We start from the raw sequence: 17,296 nt of genomic DNA, 5'->3' as shown, positions 1-17,296 counted from the left end.
CCGCCCACCGGCCCGGCTGGGCCGGCGGTTGACTCCCTGTATCGCCGCCGCCCAGCCGTTCCAACCACCTCCTGGCCGACACCTCGGGCCGGGCGGAACCAGTGGCTCGTGACACCTCACCACGAGCCACTCTCCGAGGTGGCCGACTCCGCTGTGTGACCGCCGCGCCTGGGCGGTCACACAGCGGAGCCATTTGCGCGTGGTTGCCGCACCGTTGTGCCGGGATTCCTGGGCCTCTGACTGACATCCGGCTCTACGGCCGGTAGTGCCATCCCGGTGGCGCTCGGGTGATGCAGGGATCCGCCTGCAGGCGCTCGATGTCCGCCTCATGTCCGGTCAGGACCTCACCTGGACCAGTGACCGGTTCCAGCCGCAACCGTTCCGTGACCCGGGTCCGTACGGCGAACGCGACGATGTCCCGCAGCCGGCGATCACCGTCGCACCCGCCCTTCGTACTCCCACTCCCAGTCGGTGACGGCCGCGAGGATCTCCCCGGACCTTCCAGCCGGTCTCCTCCTCGACCTCGCGCGCCAGCGCCGGGCGTCTACTCTCAACGGGGAGGTCGATCGTGCAGATCCAGCTACTGGGTGGTTTCGGTGTGGATCGTGGCGGGGAGCCCGTCGAACCCAGGGCGTGGCGTCTGCGTAAGGCGCGCACGCTCGTCAAGTTGTTGGCGTTGACGCGTGATCAGCGACTGCACCGTGAGGTGCTCCTCGACACGTTGTGGCCGGACCGGGATCCGACGTCCGCGGTCAACAACCTCCATCAGGCGTTGCACGTCGCCCGTCGGGCGCTCGCGGGTGATGGGCCGACCAATGGGTTGCTGGAGTTGCGTGATGATGTTGTTTCGCTGCTGACGGACGGTCTCGTCGACGTCGATGTGCGGCGCTTCGAGCAACTGACCGCGCTCGCCCGGGCCGGCGGCGACCTCGCTGATCTCCGCGCCGCGGTGGCGGCGTACACCGGCGATCTGCTCCCCGAGGACCGGTTCGAGGACTGGGCCGCCCGGCCGCGTGAGGAGCTCCGCGAGAATTTCTGCGATCTCCTCGTGGACCTCGCAGACACCATTTCTGCTGGCGGCGCGCAGGGGTACGAGGTGGAGGCACTCGACGCGCTGCAGCGCGCGCTGGCGACAAACCCGCTCCACGAGCGTGCGGCTCGAAGCCTGATGCGGCGGCATGCGGCGATGGGCCGACGCTCGGAGGCCCTGGCACGGTACGAGCAGTTGCGCGATGACCTGCGCGCGGCGTACGGCACCGATCCCGACCCAGAGACGCGAAGGCTGTACCGCGACCTGCTGACAGGCAGCCTCGAGGATGAGGCGCCCCGTGCGCCCGACCTGGGCGGCCACAACCTGGCTCCGGCGCTGACGAGCTTCGTCGGGCGCGAAAGGGAGATCGCGGATGTCCGCCGCCTGCTGAGCCGTGGCCGGCTGCTCACGCTCACGGGGGTGGGGGGTGCCGGCAAGACCAGGCTTGCGGAGGAGGCGGCTCGCAGACTGGTCGACTCATATCCCGACGGGGTCTGGGTGGCGGATCTCGTGCCCGTAGCCGACCCACGTCTCGTCGCCGACACGGTGGCGGCGGCCCTGGGGCTGGATCCCGCGGCGGGTGCCGATCCGTTGCGCACCTTGGTCGCGCGGTTGGCCCCGCGGACCCTTCTTCTCGTGCTCGACAACTGTGAGCATCTCCTCGCCGCTTGTGCTGAGCTCGCCAACGCGGTGCGCCGCGGCTGCGCGGGTGTCACGGTGCTGGCGACGAGCCGCGAGCCGCTGCGGGTTCCGGGAGAGGTGACTTTCCGGGTGCCGTCGCTCGAGCTTCCCGAGCCTGGGGACGCCGGCGACCTCGACAGGCTCGGGAGTCTCGCCTCTGTCCGGTTGTTCCTTGACCGTGCCCGTGATGTCCGGCCCGACTTCGTGCTCGACGCGGGTAGCACCGGGTCCGTTGTGGAGATCTGCCGGCGGCTCGACGGTATTCCACTCGCCCTGGAGTTGGCCGCTGCGCGGATGTCCCACCTCGAACCGGCAGAGATCGCCGAGCGGCTGAGCGAGGCGCTCCCGCTGCTCGGACGAAGCGGCCAGATCACCCGGCACGCGACCCTGCGGGCCGCGCTCGAGTGGAGCCACGAGTTGCTGTCGGAGGACGAGCAGGTCCTGCTGCGCCGGCTCGCGGTCTTCGCCGGCAGCTTCTCGCTCGTGTCAGCCGAGCAGGTGTGCGCGGACGAGCGGCTTCCGGTCCGCGACGTGCTGGACTGCCTCGGCCGGGTGGTCGACAAGTCTCTGCTGCAGGTCGAACGTGCCGGTTCTCATTCCCGCTACCGACTGCTCGAGACCATTCGACAGTTCGCCCTGGAGCGACTCGTCGAAGCGGGCGAGGTAGAGCAGTTCGATGCCGCACACTCCCGGCATTTTCTGGATGTCGCCCGCCACCACGACCTGGAGCGGGCAGCCGGTGTCGTCGTCGAACGCCCCCAACTGCTGGACGCCGATCACGACAACCTCCGCGCCGCACTCGGCTGGGCCCTACGCAACGACCATCAGCGGGCGTTGTCGCTGGCCGTCAGCCTGTGGCCGTACTGGCTGGCCCGGGGTCATTTCGTCGAAGGGGCGGGCTGGCTCGAACGCGTCCTCGAGGTGGCGGCCGCACCGTCACCGGAGCGGGCACGTGCGCTGTTCGCCCTGGCGGTCCTCGACGCCCGCAGAGGTCTGGGTGACCGACTGCGGGGTCTGGGCGACGCCGGCGTCGGTGTCGCCGAGCAGTCAGGTGATCCAGCCGAGGTCGTCTACGCGCGGGTTCTGCGCGGCACCCTGCTGCTGAGCAGTGCCAACCTCGACGAGGTCGAGCGCACCGCGACGAAAGCGGTTGCCGATGCCGAGGCGCTGGGGGCGGCGCCTGCGGCCGCGGCGGCCCGCGGACTGGCCGCCATGGCTGCCTTGTTCCGCGAGGACGTGACGTCGGCGCAGCAACGATTCGGCGACTGCCTTCGCCACCTGGGTCTGATCGAGGCGACAGTCGTCCCCTTCTTCCCAGCCGTGACGCTGTCCCTGCCGCTGGTCCCAGTCGACGGTTTGTCGGTCCCGGTGTTCGAGGAGTCCTGGCTGCTCGGCCGTAGGGTCGGCGCCCAGCAAGGCCGTGGCTACACCCTCTCGGCGCTCGCCGACGCCCATCGTCTCGCCGGCGACCTGGACAACGCGATCGACGCGGTACGGCGCTCGGTCGCTGTGTTCACCGACATCGACGATCCGGCAGGGCTGGCCCACGCTCTCAACCATCTGGGCTGCATCGAGCGCGACCGCCGGCTGTTCGAGCCGGCCGACGAGCATCTGCGCGAGGCTTTGCGGATTCGCGCGCAGCTCGGGGACCGCCGCGGTGAGAACGTGAGCCTGGCCAACCTCGGGCTGCTGTCCGCGGCCGCGGGCGACCTCGAAGCGGGACGACGGTTCGCCCGCCAGGCTGTCGACCGCGGCGAGGCCGTCGAGGATGCGCCGGGAGTGGCGGGTGCGCTGCTGGATCTCGCCGTCGTCGAACTGTTCGCCGGCGAACGGCACGCCGCCCGCGTACTGGCCGAACAGGCGGTGGAGGCTTTTCAGCCGCAGGGCTACCTGCGACTCGAGGCGTGGACCCGGCTCCTCGCCGCCGAGCTCGCCCGTGACGACAACGACTCGGCGGCGCTCGTCAGGCATGGCCGCACGGCGACCGAGCTCTTCGCCCGCCTCGGCTGCCAGCTCGGTACGGCGCGGGCAGCCACGCTGCCCGTCGGGGACTCGAAGCGCGCTCCTTCACGGCCCGCTAAGGCGCGCTAAGCCGCTGCAAAGGCGGTCTTCCTAGCGTCGTGTCCGTCCACTCAGGACGTCTCAGGCTGACGATCGAGGAGCAACGATGACAACGACTCAGGCGCGTCACGACGCGTTGGGAGAAGCCACGCTAGGAGAGCTCGCCCAGGCATTGCGTGGCGTGCTGATCCGCCCGGAAGACCCTTCGTACGACGAAGCACGATCGATCTGGAACGGCGCCCACGACAAGTTGCCGGCTGCCGTCGTGCAGTGTCACGGCGTGGCCGATGTGCTCCGCGGCGTGGAGTTCGCACGAAGCGAGGGCCTGTCGCTCGCGATCCGAGGTGGCGGCCACAGCATCCCCGGGTTCTCGACCTCCGACGGCGGTCTCGTGCTCGATCTCTCAGCGATGAACGGAGTCCGGGTCGACCCGGACCGGCGCCGGATCGTGGCGCAGGCCGGCTGTCTGTGGCGCGACGTCGACGTCGAGGCGCAGGCGTTCGGGCTGGCGGTCACCGGTGGACTGGTGTCCACGACCGGTATCGCGGGCTTCACCCTCGGCGGTGGGATCGGGTGGCTCGTTCGCCGCTGCGGGCTGACGTGCGACAACCTCGTGGGGGCCGACATCGTCACCGCTGACGGTCAGTACCTGCACACCAGCGAGGACGAACACCCCGATCTCCTTTGGGCCTTGCGCGGTGGTGGCGGCAACTTCGGCGTCGTCACGTCGTTCGAGTTCCGGGCGCACGAGGTGGGTCCGACGGTCTTCTCCGGCCTGGTCTTCTACCGGGGCGAGGATGCCGCCCAGGTGCTCCAGGGCTTCGGCGAGGCCGCGGCGAACGCGCCCGACGAGCTGTCGCTGGCGGTCAACCTGACCACCGCGCCGCCGTTGCCGTTCCTGCCCGAGGAGATCCATGGCAAGCCCATCGTCGCCGTTCTCGGCGTGTGGTCGGGCCGGACCGAGGACGGTGACGCGGCGACCAAGCCGTTCCGCGGGCTCGCGCCGGTCGTGGCCGACGTTTTCGGCCCGATGCCGTACGTCGCCATGCAGTCGCTCCTCGATCCGCTGTACCCGCGCGGCATGTGGAACTACTTCCGCTCGGCGTTCTTCAGCGACCTCGGCGCGACAACAGTCGACGCGCTCATCTCGTCGTACTCCGAAGCGCCCAACGCTGTCTCCGAACTTCACATCCACCACCTCGGCGGAGCAATGGGCCGGGTCCCGGCTGACGCCACCGCGTTCGGTACCCGGGACCGTGAGTACATCCTCAACGTCGTCGCCCGGACACCGGATTCGGCCGGTTTCGACGGGGTGGTCGAATGGGCACGCTCGGCGTCCGCGGCGCTGGGCCCGGACGCGGCGTCCTATGTGAACTTCACCGGCGAGGCGAGCGACGAACGCGTCCGAGCGTCCTACCCGCCGGCGACCTATGCGCGGCTTGCCGCGGTGAAGGGCCGCTACGACCCGACCAACCTGTTCCGGCTCAACCAGAACATCCCACCGTCGGTCAGTCCGGATCGGCAACCATGACCACCGTCCGGTGGCGATCGTGGCCTGTCGCGGCGAGCTGCGGCGGCGCATAGCTCAGTCCATACCACCGCTGGTCCAGCCGCCTGGGGGGAGCGGCTGGATCAGCGGCACCGCGGCAGCCTTGCTGCGATTGCGTCGGCGACGGCCAGGGGGTGCGGGCTGGCAGACTCGACCGTATGCGAGCTGATCGGGCGGTGCTGTTCAAGTTGGCGACGAGCGATCGGCTGGAGCAGGTGGTGAAGGGCCTGCCCGGCGGGGAGGCGAATGCCTGGCGCGCCGCCTCCCGCTACGTGGCCGGCCGGACTCTCGACGAGGCGCTCGCGGTCGCCACCGGCCAGCTCGGCAAGGGGCACGGCGTCAGCCTCGACCTGTTCGGCGAGATGTCGACCGATCCGGAACAAGCGGCCCGCGTCGTCGACGAGTATCTCGAGCTCGCCAAGCTGCTTCCGGACGCGGATGTCTGGCTCTCACTCGACCTCTCGCACCTCGCCCTGGACGTGGACCCGGCCGGTGCCGCGGAGCTGGTTGCCAACGTTGCGGAGGCTCTGCCCCCGGGTCGCCTGCTCCAGATCGGAGCCGAAGACACCACCCGGACCGACCAGATCCGGCAATGCGTGCTGGAAGTCGCCGGTCGCGGCCTGGCGGATCGGCTCGGCGCCACCGTGCAGGCGAACCTGAAGCGTTCACCGGAAGACGTCGAGACGTTGACCTCTGCCGGTGTCCACGTGCGGCTCGTCAAGGGCGCGTACATAGAATCGACCGGCGCACACCCGTACGGCGAACCGACCGACATCGCGTACCTCCAGCTGGCACACCAGCTCGCGGCCAGCGGGGCAAGGTGGTCGCTGGCGACGCATGACGGCCGCCTGCGCGAGGCCGTTCAGCTATCCCTCGGCACGGTCCCCGTGGAGCAGCTCCTCGGGGTGCGACCCGAAGTACTGGATGAACTGCGCGACCGTGGCATCCCTACGCGCGTTTATGTGCCCTACGGGCCCGACTGGTTCCGCTACTGGCTCCGCCGCGTCGCAGAATCCCGCGGGGCCTAGTCCCGGGGCTGTTCCTTCACCCGGTTGGGCATGAAGGCCGCGGCCACGACCAGTAGGACCGCGGCGGCTGCGGCACCGTAGTACACGTCGTGGATCGCTGGGGCGAGCACGTTGCCGGGGAGTTTCTCGAGCTCCTTCTGGTTGCCGCCGACCCGGGAGGCGACCACAGCGTTCGCGACTGCGCCGAACACGGCGACGCCCACAGCGCTACCTACCGATCGGGCGAACATGTTGGCACCGGTGACCACGCCGCGGCTCCGCCAGTCGATCGAGGACTGGGCGGCGACCACACCGGGTGAGGCGGTGAAGCCGAGGCCGAGCCCGATCACGAAGCAGGCCAGTGCGAGGTACAGCACCGAGCTTCCGGGGCTCACGCCGAGAAGCAGACCTGCGCCGATGACCACGATCGCGGCGCCGAACAGCATGGTCGTCCTGTACCCCAGCGACAGGTAGATCCGGCCCGCCAACGACGCCGCGATCGGCCATCCGATCGTCATCGCCGCCAGCGCGAACCCCGCGACCAGCGCGGACGTCCCGAGCACACCCTGCGCATACAGCGGCACGTACGTCGACAGCCCGACCATCAGTACGCCGACCAGCAGCGCGGAGGAGTTCGCCGAGTTCAGTACGCGTTGCCCCAGCACCCACAAGGGCAGGACGGGTTCCGCGGCTCGCCGCTCGACGAACACGAACGTCACCAGCAGCACAACAGCCAGCGCCAGAACCGCGATGCTGATCGCGGAGTCCCAGGACCACATCACGCCGCCTTCGAGCAACCCGAGCAGCAGCAGCGAACCACCGACCGCGAGCAGGATCGACCCCGCATAGTCGATCTGGTGTTTGGTCTGCTGCGCGATCCTCTCGTGGAACCGCCGGCTCAGCACCCACGCGGCGGCCAGGCCGAGCGGGATGTTCACGAAGAAGATCCAGCGCCAGGAGATGTAGTCCGAGAACACCCCGCCGAGGGTCGGCCCGACGAACGAGGCGATGCCCCAGACGCTGGCGATGTAGCCCTGCACCTTGGCCCGCTCGGCGACGCTGTAGATGTCGCCCACGATCGTCATCCCGATCGGCTGGATCGCGCCCGCACCGAGGCCCTGGATCAGCCGGAACGCGATCAGCGCGGGCATGTTCCAGGCGAACCCGCAGAGCACCGAGCCGAGCACGAACAGTCCGACCCCGAGCAGCATCATCGGCTTCCGGCCGCGCTGGTCCGCGAGCTTGCCGTAGATCGGCACCGACACCGCCTGGGCCAGCAGGTAGATCGAGAACAGCCAGGGGAACTGTGTGAAGCCGCCGAGGTCCTCGACCACCGACGGCACGGCGGTCGCCAGGATCGTCGCGTCGATCGCGACCAGCCCGACGCTCAGCATCACCGCGAGCAGGATCGGCCCTCGCTCGGACCGCAGCCCCACACTCGCCCGGTCGATCCGCTCAGTAGTCATGACAAAGGGCAACTTACGTGACCTGACAACGATTACCGAGCGGTGCCCGGCAGGTGGGATGCCGCCGGCGCGAGCCGTCGGCCGGTCCGCTCCGGAGGGTGAAACGCGGGCGACGGCCACCTGCGGCCCGCAGGCTCGATAACCTCCGTGGATGAGGATCCGCGGCAACGGCCTGCTCAGGGTCGTCGTACTGGTCGTGACCCTCTCGCTGACCCTGGTGCTGCTGCCGATCGCGATCAATGTCGGCACCGGCGGGACGGCCCCGGCCTTCCTGGCGCAATACGTCGACTGGACCTGGCCGGTGATCGGGCTGCTCTGGCTGGTCGCGATCCTGACCGGCCTCTGGGAGTTCCGCAGCCGCCGGACGGTCGGCCATTCGGCCCGCTCGGCGGACCAGCCGAGGAACCGCCCGAACGCGCTCGCCCGGATCGACCGCTACCTCGCCGACCGGGTCGCCGGCTCGCTCGCCTCCAGAACCCGGCTGGCTCTGGCGCTCGACGAACGGCCAGAGGCAGTGATCCCTCCGTACGACCTGCTCGTCCAGCCGCTCGCCAGCAGCGTCACGGAGATCCGCGAGGACGCGGACATCGCGACCGCCTTCGAGGACCTGCAGGACTCGGTTCTGATCCTCGGCGCACCCGGTGCCGGCAAGACCACGCTGCTGCTGGACCTCGCCCGCTCGTTGGCAGCGCGAGCGCACAGCGAACCCGAGCACCCGATCCCCGTACTGGTCGACCTGGCCGGTTGGAGCGGCTCGACAGCCCGGCATGACGACGATGATCCCGATGACAGCGCGCTGCTCGCCGGATTCGTTCGCTGGTTTCTCGACGAACTGAGCAGCAGGTACCAGATCCCCGTCGCGGTCGGCCGCGTCTGGCTGCGCAAGGGCAGACTCGGGCTGCTCCTGGACGGCGTGGACGAGATCGCCGGAGCCCAGCGGGGCAAGCTGGCCCCAGTGCTGGAGGAATTGCAGCACCGCTACCTGATCGGCCAGTTGGCCGTCACCTGCCGCATCCAGGACTACGAGCGGCTCCCGCAACCACTCCGGCTGTACGGCGCTGTCCGCATCCGCCCGCTCAGCCGTCGCCAAGTGCTCGACTACTTCGCCTCGGCCGGCCAGGAACTCGCCGGTGCCCGAGCCGCGATCGAGCAGGACGACGACCTGTGGGACCTGGTCGACTCGCCGCTGATGCTCAACGTGATGGCGCTTGCCTACCGGGGCCGGGACGCCCGCGACATCGCCGCGGGCGCGGTCGCCGACCACCGTCGCGAACTGTTCGACACCTACGTCTCCGAAGTCCTCGCGCGCTACCGGTCGACCGGCCGTCAGTACGACTCTCGCTCGGCCGTCCGCTCCTTGTGGTGCCTGGCCTGGTGGACGCGGACCCGCGCAGGTGACCGCATCGCAGTACCGCGACGGCTGACTCCGAACGGGTGGTACGGCCTGGTCCTGCCTCCTGTGGGCTACCTGGCTCACATGGTTTGCCTGCCGGCCTTGTTCGCTGGGCTGGTCGGCGGTGCCACGCTCGCCACAGCCGCCCTGTACGGCGTACCTGCCGGGCTGGCGGTGGGCGCGTACGGGCTCCTCCTGGTGCATGTCCGCCCACGCACTTGGTGGGTGCTGCAGGACAGACAGAACCAGCCGCGGCTCCTGCTGACAGCCGTGATGCTCTGCACGGGCGCGGTAGCGGGACTGGCGTCGGTCATGATCGGCGCTGGACTTGTGTCGCTGCTGCCCGCCTGGCTCGGCCTTGCTCTGGGGGCGGCAGCGGTCGGCGCGTCGTACGGGCTGGAGCTCATCTTGTCGACCACCAACGGTCGCCGGCTGCTGCTGGGCGTGCGGCTGGCCCTGGTGACGGTGCTGGGCTGGCTCGTCTTCACCCGCTCGGAATCGCCTGGCAAGTTCGTCGCCTGCTTGGCGGTGGGGCTGATAGTTGCCCAGGGCATCCGTTTGGTCAAGGCGCTGCCGATGGATCACCGGGTCTATCCGCACAGCGCGGACGAGTCCCAGGACGGTCCGCGAGCGACGTGGCGAATGGATCCCTGGGTGCTCGGTGGCGTGCTGGTCGGGTTGCTGACGGCCGTGATCCTGGGCGCGAGGATCTCGCCTGAACCCGAGGCGGTCCTCGGCGTGCTGGTCGGCGGGATCGCGGCCAAGGCCTGGCGGCGAAGGGCGCCCCTGTTCGCCGGTGGCCCCTCCAGGATCCTGCACGGGTTGTTGCTGCGTTGGAGCGGGTATCTCCCGTGGCGCCGCGGCCCCTTCCTCCGCTACGCAGCCGATCGCTATGTGCTCGCAAGAAGCGGGCGAAGCGAGTATGCGTTCATCCACCTGCTGGTGCGGGACCACCTGGCCGACTGCGACCCGGACGCGTTGGCGGCGAAGGTCGACCGCCGGATCGCCGAGCGAGCCCGCCGGCGAGGCTAGTGCCCGTGTCTGAACTCCATTGGCACCGCGGCACTAGCGTGCGGCGGTCAGGGCCTGGTCGAGGATCGTGGACCACTGGCGAACGATGCCGCGGCGGCGGTGGGCGTCATCGGTGAGGAGGTCGGCGAGGCCGAGGCCGCGGGCCAGGTCGAGGACGCCCTGGACCGTCTCGCGGACGCCGGGGGTCCGCTCGTCGACCTCGAGCACCTCCAGCAGGGCGCGATGTGCCTGACGTCCGACGTGCGCCTCCAGCCGCACGATCTGCTGCCGAAGGGGCTCCTCGGTGGAGGCCGCGACCCACAGGTGGAGCGCCGCGCGGAACAAAGGCCCGGTGTAGACGTCCGCCAGCATGCTGACGATCGCCTCGGTCCTCCCGTCGCCGCTGGGCAGTCCCGCGGCCTGCGCCCGGATCTCCTCCAGCCGCACCTCGGTCATGTACTCGACTGCCGCCGCGAACAGATCCGCTCGGGTCGGGAAGTGATGCTGCGCCGCACCCCGCGAAACCCCCGCGCGGGCGGCGACCACAGCGACCGTCGTGGCCGAGTAGCCCACCTCGGCCAGCGACTCGAGCGCGGCCCCCAGCAGCTTCTGCCGGGTGGCGCGGCTCCGGTCCTGCTGGGGCTCGCGCTGCGCCTCGCTCACGACGACTCCAGGAAGCTCAGCGTCCGGCCCGCCAGCTCACTCACGGGCCGCCTCCCGTGCTCGGAGCTCGCGCCGCAGGATCTTCCCCGAAGCCGCCTTCGGGACGGCGTCGATGAACTCCACCTGCCGGATCTTCTTGAACGGCGCCACCCGGGCGGCGACGTAGTCGATCACGTCCTGCTCGGACAGCGAGACGCCCGGCATCGGGACGACGAACGCCTTCGGCACCTCATTGCCATCGGCCTGTACTCCGATCACGGCCGCATCCGCGATCCGGTCGTCTGTCAGCAGCACGGCCTCCAACTCGGCCGGGGGCACCTGGTACCCGTGGTACTTGATCAGCTCCTTGACCCGGTCCACGACGTACAGGTAGCCACGGGCGTCGACCCGCCCGATGTCGCCCGTGTGCAGCCAGCCCTCGGGGTCGATCGTCGCGTCGGTCTCCGCCGGCCGGCCGAGATACCCCTTCATCACCTGCGGCCCGCGGATCCAGATCTCGCCCGGATCGCCTTCGCCCACGCCGTTGCCATCGGCACCGACCAGCCGCATCTCGGTCGACGGGAACAACTTGCCCACGGCACCGGGCGGCGGATCCTGGTCATCCTGCGGTACTGCGTGAGTGCCCGGCGAGAGCTCGGTCATCCCGTAAGCCTGCAGGATCGCGTGCAACCCGAGCCGCTTCGCACAGGCCTCGGCGAGTTCGCCGTCCAGCGGCGCCGCCGCACACGTCACGTACTTCAGCGACGACAGGTCCACCCCGTCCACAGCCGGGTGCTTCGCCAATGCGAGCACCACCGGGGGCGCCACGAAGGCCCGGGTGATCTTCTGCTCGTCCAGCGTCGTCAAGAACTGCTGCAGATCGAACTTCGGCAGCACCACCACGGTCGCGCCGAGCCGCAACGGCAGGTTCATCAGCACGGTCAGCCCATAGATGTGGAAGAACGGCAGGATCGCGATGATCCGCTCGTTCTCGTCCACGCTGATCGTCACCTCCGCCTGCGAGATGTTCGTCGCGATGTTCCGATGCGTCAGCATCACGCCCTTGGCCGCGCCGGTGGTCCCGCTCGAATACGGCAGCACGGCGACGTCCTCGACTGGGTCGATCTCCACCACCGGCTCCGGCGCGGTGGTGGCGAGCAACTCCATCACCGAGCGGAATCCCTCGGCAGCGTCGCAGACGAGGATCTCCTGCACGTCGGTGCCTTCCACCGCGGCGGTCGCGAGCGGCAGGAACAGCGAAATCGTCACCAGCAATTTCGCCTTCGAGTCCACCAACTGCTTGTGCAGCTCGTCCGCGGTGTAGAGCGCGTTGACGGTCGTCACGGTGGCGCCGGCCCGGGTGGCGCCATAGAACACCACCGGCCAGAGGATCGTGTTCGGGCTGTGCAAGGCGATCACGTCGCCATGCCGGATGCCGAGCTCGGCGAAACCGGCCGCCATCCGACGGCTCATCTGGTCGAGCTGGGCGTAGCTGATCTCCTTGCCGGTGACGCCGTCCACCAGCGCCGGCCGGTCGCCGTACTCCCGGGCGCGGCCGAGAACGGCATCGTGGATCGGTACGTCGAGGGTCTCGACGGGTGGGAACTCACTGTGGATCACCATGGGCGGGCCCTTTCACGACGACGGAGACGGACGACTTTGAAGGATTCAGTACGACTTGGGTAGGCCGAGGCTGTGCTGGGCGACGAAGTTGAGGATCATCTCCCGGCTGACCGGCGCGATCCGGCTCGCCCGGGCCGCGGCGACCAGCGAGGCGACGCCGTACTCGACCGTCATGCCGTTGCCGCCGAGTGACTGCACCGCCTGGTCCGTGGCCCGCACCGTGGCCTCGCCGGCCGCGTACTTCGCCATGTTGGCGGCCTCACCCGCACCGAGGTCGTCTCCGGCGTCGTACAGAGCGGCGGCCTTCTGCATCATCAAGCGGGCCAGCTCGAGCTCGATCTTGCACTGGGCCAGCGGATGTGCGATGCCTTGGTGGGCGCCGATCGGCGTCTTCCAGACCTGGCGTTCCTTGACATAGGCAACGGCTTTGTCGAGCGCGTGCCGACCGATCCCGATCGCGAAGGCCGACGCCATGATCCGTTCCGGGTTGAGTCCCGCGAACAGCTGCATCAGAGCGGCGTCCTCGGATCCGACCAGTGCGTCCGAAGGTAGTCGCACGTCGTCGAGGAAGAGCGCGAACTGCTTGTCGGGGCTGATCAGATCCATCTCGATCTGCTTGAACTCGACACCCGCGGCATCGGTCGGCACGATGAACAACGCCGGCTTCAAGGTGCCTGTCTTCGCGTCCTCGGTCCGGCCGACCACCAGCACTGCCTTGGCGACGTCCAGGCCGGAGATGTAGACCTTCCGCCCGGACAGCGACCAGCCGTCGACGGTACGGCGCGCTGTCGTGGTGATTCGGTGCGAGTTGGAACCCGCGTCAGGTTCGGTGATCGCGAAGGCCATCGTCGTCGAGCCATCAGCGATACCCGGCAGCCACGTCTCCTTCTGCCCGTCCGTGCCGAAGCGCGTGATCACCGTGCCGCAGATCGCGGGCGACACGACCATCATCAGGAGCGGACAGCCTGCGGCGCCGAGCTCCTCCAGGACGATGGACAGGTCACCCATCCCGCCGCCCCCGCCGCCGTACTTCTCCGGCAGGTTCACGCCGAGGTAGCCGAGTTTGCCGGCCTCCTGCCAGAGCTCGGTGGTCTGCCCGCCGGACCGTGCGCGCTCGTTGAAGTACGCATAGCCGTACTTCCTGCCCAGCTCGCGAACCACCGTCCGCAGTGCCCGGCGCTCCTCGTTCTCGACGAAGCTCATGTCTCCTCCTGTGCTTGCACGACAGCCAGCACGGCGCCGAGCTCGACTTGTTGACCAGTACTGACGGCGAGTTCCGCCACGATGCCCCCGGCGGGTGCGGAGATGGTGTGTTCCATCTTCATCGCCTCCAGCCAGAGCAGCGGCTGCCCTTGCGTGACCTTGTCGCCGACCTCCACACCCACGCGGATGACCGTCCCCGGCATCGGCGCGAGCAACGACCCGGCTGCCACCTGCTGCGACGGGTCCGGGAACCTCTCCACCGGAGCCAGCGCCACCGACCCCAACGAACTGTCCACACAGACCAGCCCGGGATAGGCCGCCACCTGAAACCTCCGGCTGACGCCGGCTACCTCCAGCACCACCTGCTCAGCGCTCGCCTCAATCACCACGACGTTGCCCTCAGCGACTAATCCGTCCCGAGTCAGCCGATAGGTCACCTGGTACTGCGAGTCGCCCACCGTGAAGGTCTTCCGCTGAGCCTGAGAGGGCAGGTTCCGCCAGCCGCTCGGCAGCCCCCTCTGTACCCGCGCGGTACTCCGCCGCCCGGCAGCATCCGCAAGCGAGGCCGCCAGCGCCGACAACTCCTCGGTCGCCTTGTCCGCGAGCGGTTCCGCCAGCAGGTCGAGCCCATGGCGGTCGAAGAACGCGGTGTCGGTCTCGCCGGCGAGGAACGCAGGGTGCCGGAGCACCCGGACGAGCAGATCCCGGTTGGTCCGCACACCGTGGATCTTCGCGCGGCTCAACTCCGCTGCGAGTCTGGCTGCGGCCTCCGCCCGGGTGGATCCCCAGACGATCACTTTCGCCAGCATCGCGTCGTAGTAGGGCGAGATCTCCGATCCGCTCACCACACCCGAGTCCAGCCGCAACCAGGGGGCCCCGGCCCGGGGACCACCCGGCGCGAACTCGGCGACGGCAGAACCAGCCCCGCCGGCCGAACCGCGCACGCCGGCCGAACCGCTCACGCCGGCCGACCCGGCCGAACCGCCTGCGCCGGCGGAGCCCAGCTCGAAGCGGTACAGCCGACCGGTTTGGGGTTGCCAGTCGCGGGCCGGGTCCTCGGCGTACACGCGGACCTCGATGGAGTGACCCACGGCGGCCGGCGGCTCAGGAGGCAATGCATCCCCCGCGGCAATCGAGAACTGCAGCGCGACCAGGTCGAGGCCGGTGGTCGCCTCAGTGACTGGGTGCTCGACCTGCAGCCGGGTGTTCATCTCGAGGAAGTAGAAGTCGCCACCCTCATCGGCAAGGAACTCCACCGTCCCGGCCCCGACGTACCCGATCGCGTCCGCCGCCTTCCGCGCCGCATCGAACAATGCGGCACGCATGGACGGGATCCGTTCCACCAGCGGCGACGGCGCCTCCTCGACCACCTTCTGGTGGCGCCGCTGGATCGAGCACTCACGTTCGCCGACCGCCCAGATCGTGCCGTGCTGGTCGGCCAGGACCTGCACCTCGATGTGGTGCCCGGTCGCCAGATACCGCTCGCAGAACACGGTCCCGTCCCCGAACGCCGACAGCGCCTCCGCCGACGCCGCGTCGATCTCGGCCGCGAGGTCCTCCAACCGATGCACGACCCGCATCCCGCGCCCACCACCACCAGCCGACGCCTTCACCAGCACTGGCAGCTCGGCCTCCGACACCTCGGCCGGAGTCAGCTCAGCCAGCACCGGGACCCCGGCCGCCGCCATCAACTTCTTCGCCTCGATCTTGGAGCCCATCGACGAGATCGCCTCGGCCGGCGGCCCGATCCAGGTCAGCCCCGCCTCGATCACGGCCGCGGCGAAACCAGCGTTCTCCGAGAGGAACCCGTAGCCCGGATGGATCGCATCCGCGCCTGCCCGCCGCGCGGCGTCGATCACCAGGTCCGCGCGCAGATACGTCTCCGCCGGCGCTGTGCCTGGAAGATGAACCGCCGCGTCCGCCTCCCCGACGTACGGCATCGAGGCGTCCGCTGTCGAGTGCACGGCAATGCAGTGCAGGCCGAGCGAACGGGCCGTGCGGAAGACCCGTCGCGTGATCTCGCCGCGGTTGGCGACCAGGACGGAGGTGATCGGCGCTTTCGAGGTGGTCATCGGCATCACAACCGGAAAACGCCGAAGTTGGCGCCGTCGAAGCGGGTCCCCTCGACCGGGGCCGAGTGGATGGCGGACAGGCACAGGCCGAGCACGGTCCGGGTGTCGCGGGGATCGATCACGCCATCGTCGTAGAGCCGCCCGGACAGAAACATCGGCAACGACTCCGCCTCGATCTGACCCTCCACGTAAGCCCGCATTGCGGCATCACCATCCTCGTCGTACGGCTGGCTCTTCGCGGCCGCCGCGGCGCGCGCCACAATCGACAGCACGCCGGCCAACTGCTGTGGCCCCATCACCGCGGACTTCGCCGAAGGCCACGCGAACAAGAAGCGAGGGTCGAAGGCCCGCCCGCACATTCCGTAGTGCCCAGCGCCGTAGGAAGCGCCCATCAGCATGGAGATGTGCGGGACGCGAGAGTTGGAGACCGCGTTGATCATCTGCGCGCCGTGCTTGATGATCCCGCCCTGCTCGTACTCCTGGCCGACCATGTAACCGGTGGTGTTGTGCAGGAAGATCAGCGGCGTGTTCGCGCGGTTCGCCAGCTGGATGAACTGCGCGGCCTTCTGCGACTCCTCGCTGAACAGCACGCCGCGCGCGTTCGCCAGGATGCCGACCGGGTATCCGTGCACGGACGCCCAGCCCGTCGCCAGACTCGACCCGTAGAGCGGCTTGAACTCGTCGAACACCGACCCGTCCACCACCCGGGCGATCACGTCCCGCGGGTCGAACGGGATCTTCAGATCCCCCGGCACGATCCCGAGCAGTTCATCCTCGTCATCCAGGGGTTCTTCGTACGACGGAGCCGGCGCGGGACCGAGTTTCTTCCAGTTCAACCGCGACACGATCTGCCGTCCCAGGCGGATCGCGTCCTGCTCGTCCACCGCGAAGTAGTCCGCCAACCCGGACTGCCGCGCGTGCATCGAAGCGCCGCCGAGTGATTCGTCGTCCGCGTCCTCACCGGTCGCCATCTTCACCAGCGGCGGCCCCGCCAGGAACACCTTGGCGCCTCCGTCGACCATCACCACGTAGTCGCTCATGCCGGGGATGTAGGCACCGCCCGCGGTGGAGTTGCCGAACACCAACGCGATCGTCGGAATCCCTTCCGCAGACAGCCGGGTCAGGTTGCGGAACATCGCCCCGCCGGGGATGAAGATCTCCTTCTGCGTGGGCAGATCCGCGCCGCCCGACTCGACCAGGCTGATCACCGGGAGCCGGTTCGCCCGGGCGATCTCGTCCGCCCTCAGCGCTTTGCGCAGCGTCCACGGATTGCTCGCGCCGCCCTTGACGGTCGGGTCGTTGGCCGTGATCAGGCACTCGACCCCCTCGACCACGCCGATGCCGGTGACCAGGCTGGCCCCGACGGTGAAGTCCGAGCCCCACCCGGCCAGCGGCGACAACTCCAGGAACGCCGAGTCCGGATCCAGCAGCAGCTCGATCCGCTCCCGCGCCAGGAGTTTGCCGCGCTGATGATGCCGCGCCACGTACTTCTCGCCCCCGCCCGCCAACGCCTTGGCGTGTTCCTCCTCCAGCGCAGCAAGCTTCTCCAGCATCGCCC

At 69.3% G+C, this 17,296-nt stretch carries 10 protein-coding genes; 4 read left to right on the top strand and 6 right to left on the bottom strand.

The window, feature by feature from the left end; all coding sequences use genetic code 11:
• Positions 1–568 precede the first annotated feature (568 nt).
• The 3 genes from ABD210_RS01310 to ABD210_RS01300 all read left to right on the top strand — a co-directional run bounded on the left by ABD210_RS01310 (position 569) and on the right by ABD210_RS01300 (position 6,349).
• The gene (locus tag ABD210_RS01310; protein WP_344107659.1) at positions 569–3,802 is read left to right on the top strand and encodes an ATP-binding protein; all 3,234 of its coding nucleotides are present in this window, start codon (positions 569–571) and stop codon (positions 3,800–3,802) included.
• Between the two features lie 76 nt (positions 3,803–3,878).
• Positions 3,879–5,303: an FAD-binding oxidoreductase gene (locus tag ABD210_RS01305; protein WP_344107657.1), complete on the top strand. Its 1,425-nt coding sequence runs from the start codon at positions 3,879–3,881 to the stop codon at positions 5,301–5,303.
• Between the two features lie 176 nt (positions 5,304–5,479).
• Entirely contained in the window at positions 5,480–6,349 is an 870-nt protein-coding gene (locus tag ABD210_RS01300) for a proline dehydrogenase family protein (RefSeq protein ID WP_344107655.1), read from the top strand.
• Here the strand turns inward: ABD210_RS01300 and ABD210_RS01295 are convergent.
• Positions 6,346–7,794, bottom strand: a complete 1,449-nt coding sequence (locus ABD210_RS01295) for an MDR family MFS transporter (RefSeq protein ID WP_344107653.1) — start codon at positions 7,792–7,794, stop codon at positions 6,346–6,348. The two genes, ABD210_RS01300 and ABD210_RS01295, sit on opposite strands and share 4 nt — an antisense overlap.
• A gap of 151 nt (positions 7,795–7,945) precedes the next feature.
• Between ABD210_RS01295 and ABD210_RS01290 the strand changes: the two genes are divergently transcribed.
• Positions 7,946–10,219 carry an NACHT domain-containing protein gene (locus ABD210_RS01290; protein WP_344107650.1) on the top strand — a complete coding sequence of 758 codons (2,274 nt, stop codon included), beginning with the start codon at positions 7,946–7,948 and terminating at the stop codon, positions 10,217–10,219.
• A gap of 33 nt (positions 10,220–10,252) precedes the next feature.
• On the opposite strand, the gene ABD210_RS01285 is transcribed toward ABD210_RS01290, so the two are convergent.
• From ABD210_RS01285 to ABD210_RS01265, 5 genes are read right to left on the bottom strand one after another with little or no spacing between them, the layout of a single operon-like run.
• Positions 10,253–10,861, bottom strand: a complete 609-nt coding sequence (locus tag ABD210_RS01285; RefSeq protein ID WP_344107648.1) for a TetR family transcriptional regulator — start codon at positions 10,859–10,861, stop codon at positions 10,253–10,255.
• Between the two features lie 36 nt (positions 10,862–10,897).
• Positions 10,898–12,463, bottom strand: coding sequence for an AMP-binding protein (locus ABD210_RS01280; RefSeq protein ID WP_344107646.1), 1,566 nt, complete (start codon positions 12,461–12,463; stop codon positions 10,898–10,900).
• A gap of 45 nt (positions 12,464–12,508) precedes the next feature.
• Positions 12,509–13,666, bottom strand: coding sequence for an acyl-CoA dehydrogenase family protein (locus ABD210_RS01275; RefSeq protein WP_344107644.1), 1,158 nt, complete (start codon positions 13,664–13,666; stop codon positions 12,509–12,511).
• The gene (locus ABD210_RS01270) at positions 13,663–15,738 is read right to left on the bottom strand and encodes an ATP-binding protein (RefSeq protein WP_344107642.1); all 2,076 of its coding nucleotides are present in this window, start codon (positions 15,736–15,738) and stop codon (positions 13,663–13,665) included. Before ABD210_RS01270 ends, ABD210_RS01275 begins: the two co-directional genes overlap by 4 nt.
• A 5-nt stretch (positions 15,739–15,743) precedes the next feature.
• On the bottom strand, positions 15,744–17,291 hold the full coding sequence (locus ABD210_RS01265) for an acyl-CoA carboxylase subunit beta (protein WP_344107640.1): 1,548 nt from the start codon (positions 17,289–17,291) through the stop codon (positions 15,744–15,746).
• Positions 17,292–17,296: the final 5 nt, after the last annotated feature.

Source organism: Kribbella alba (assembly GCF_039529635.1).
Classification (GTDB): Bacteria; Actinomycetota; Actinomycetes; order Propionibacteriales; family Kribbellaceae; genus Kribbella; species Kribbella alba.
This window is presented reverse-complemented; position numbering and strand designations above follow the sequence as displayed.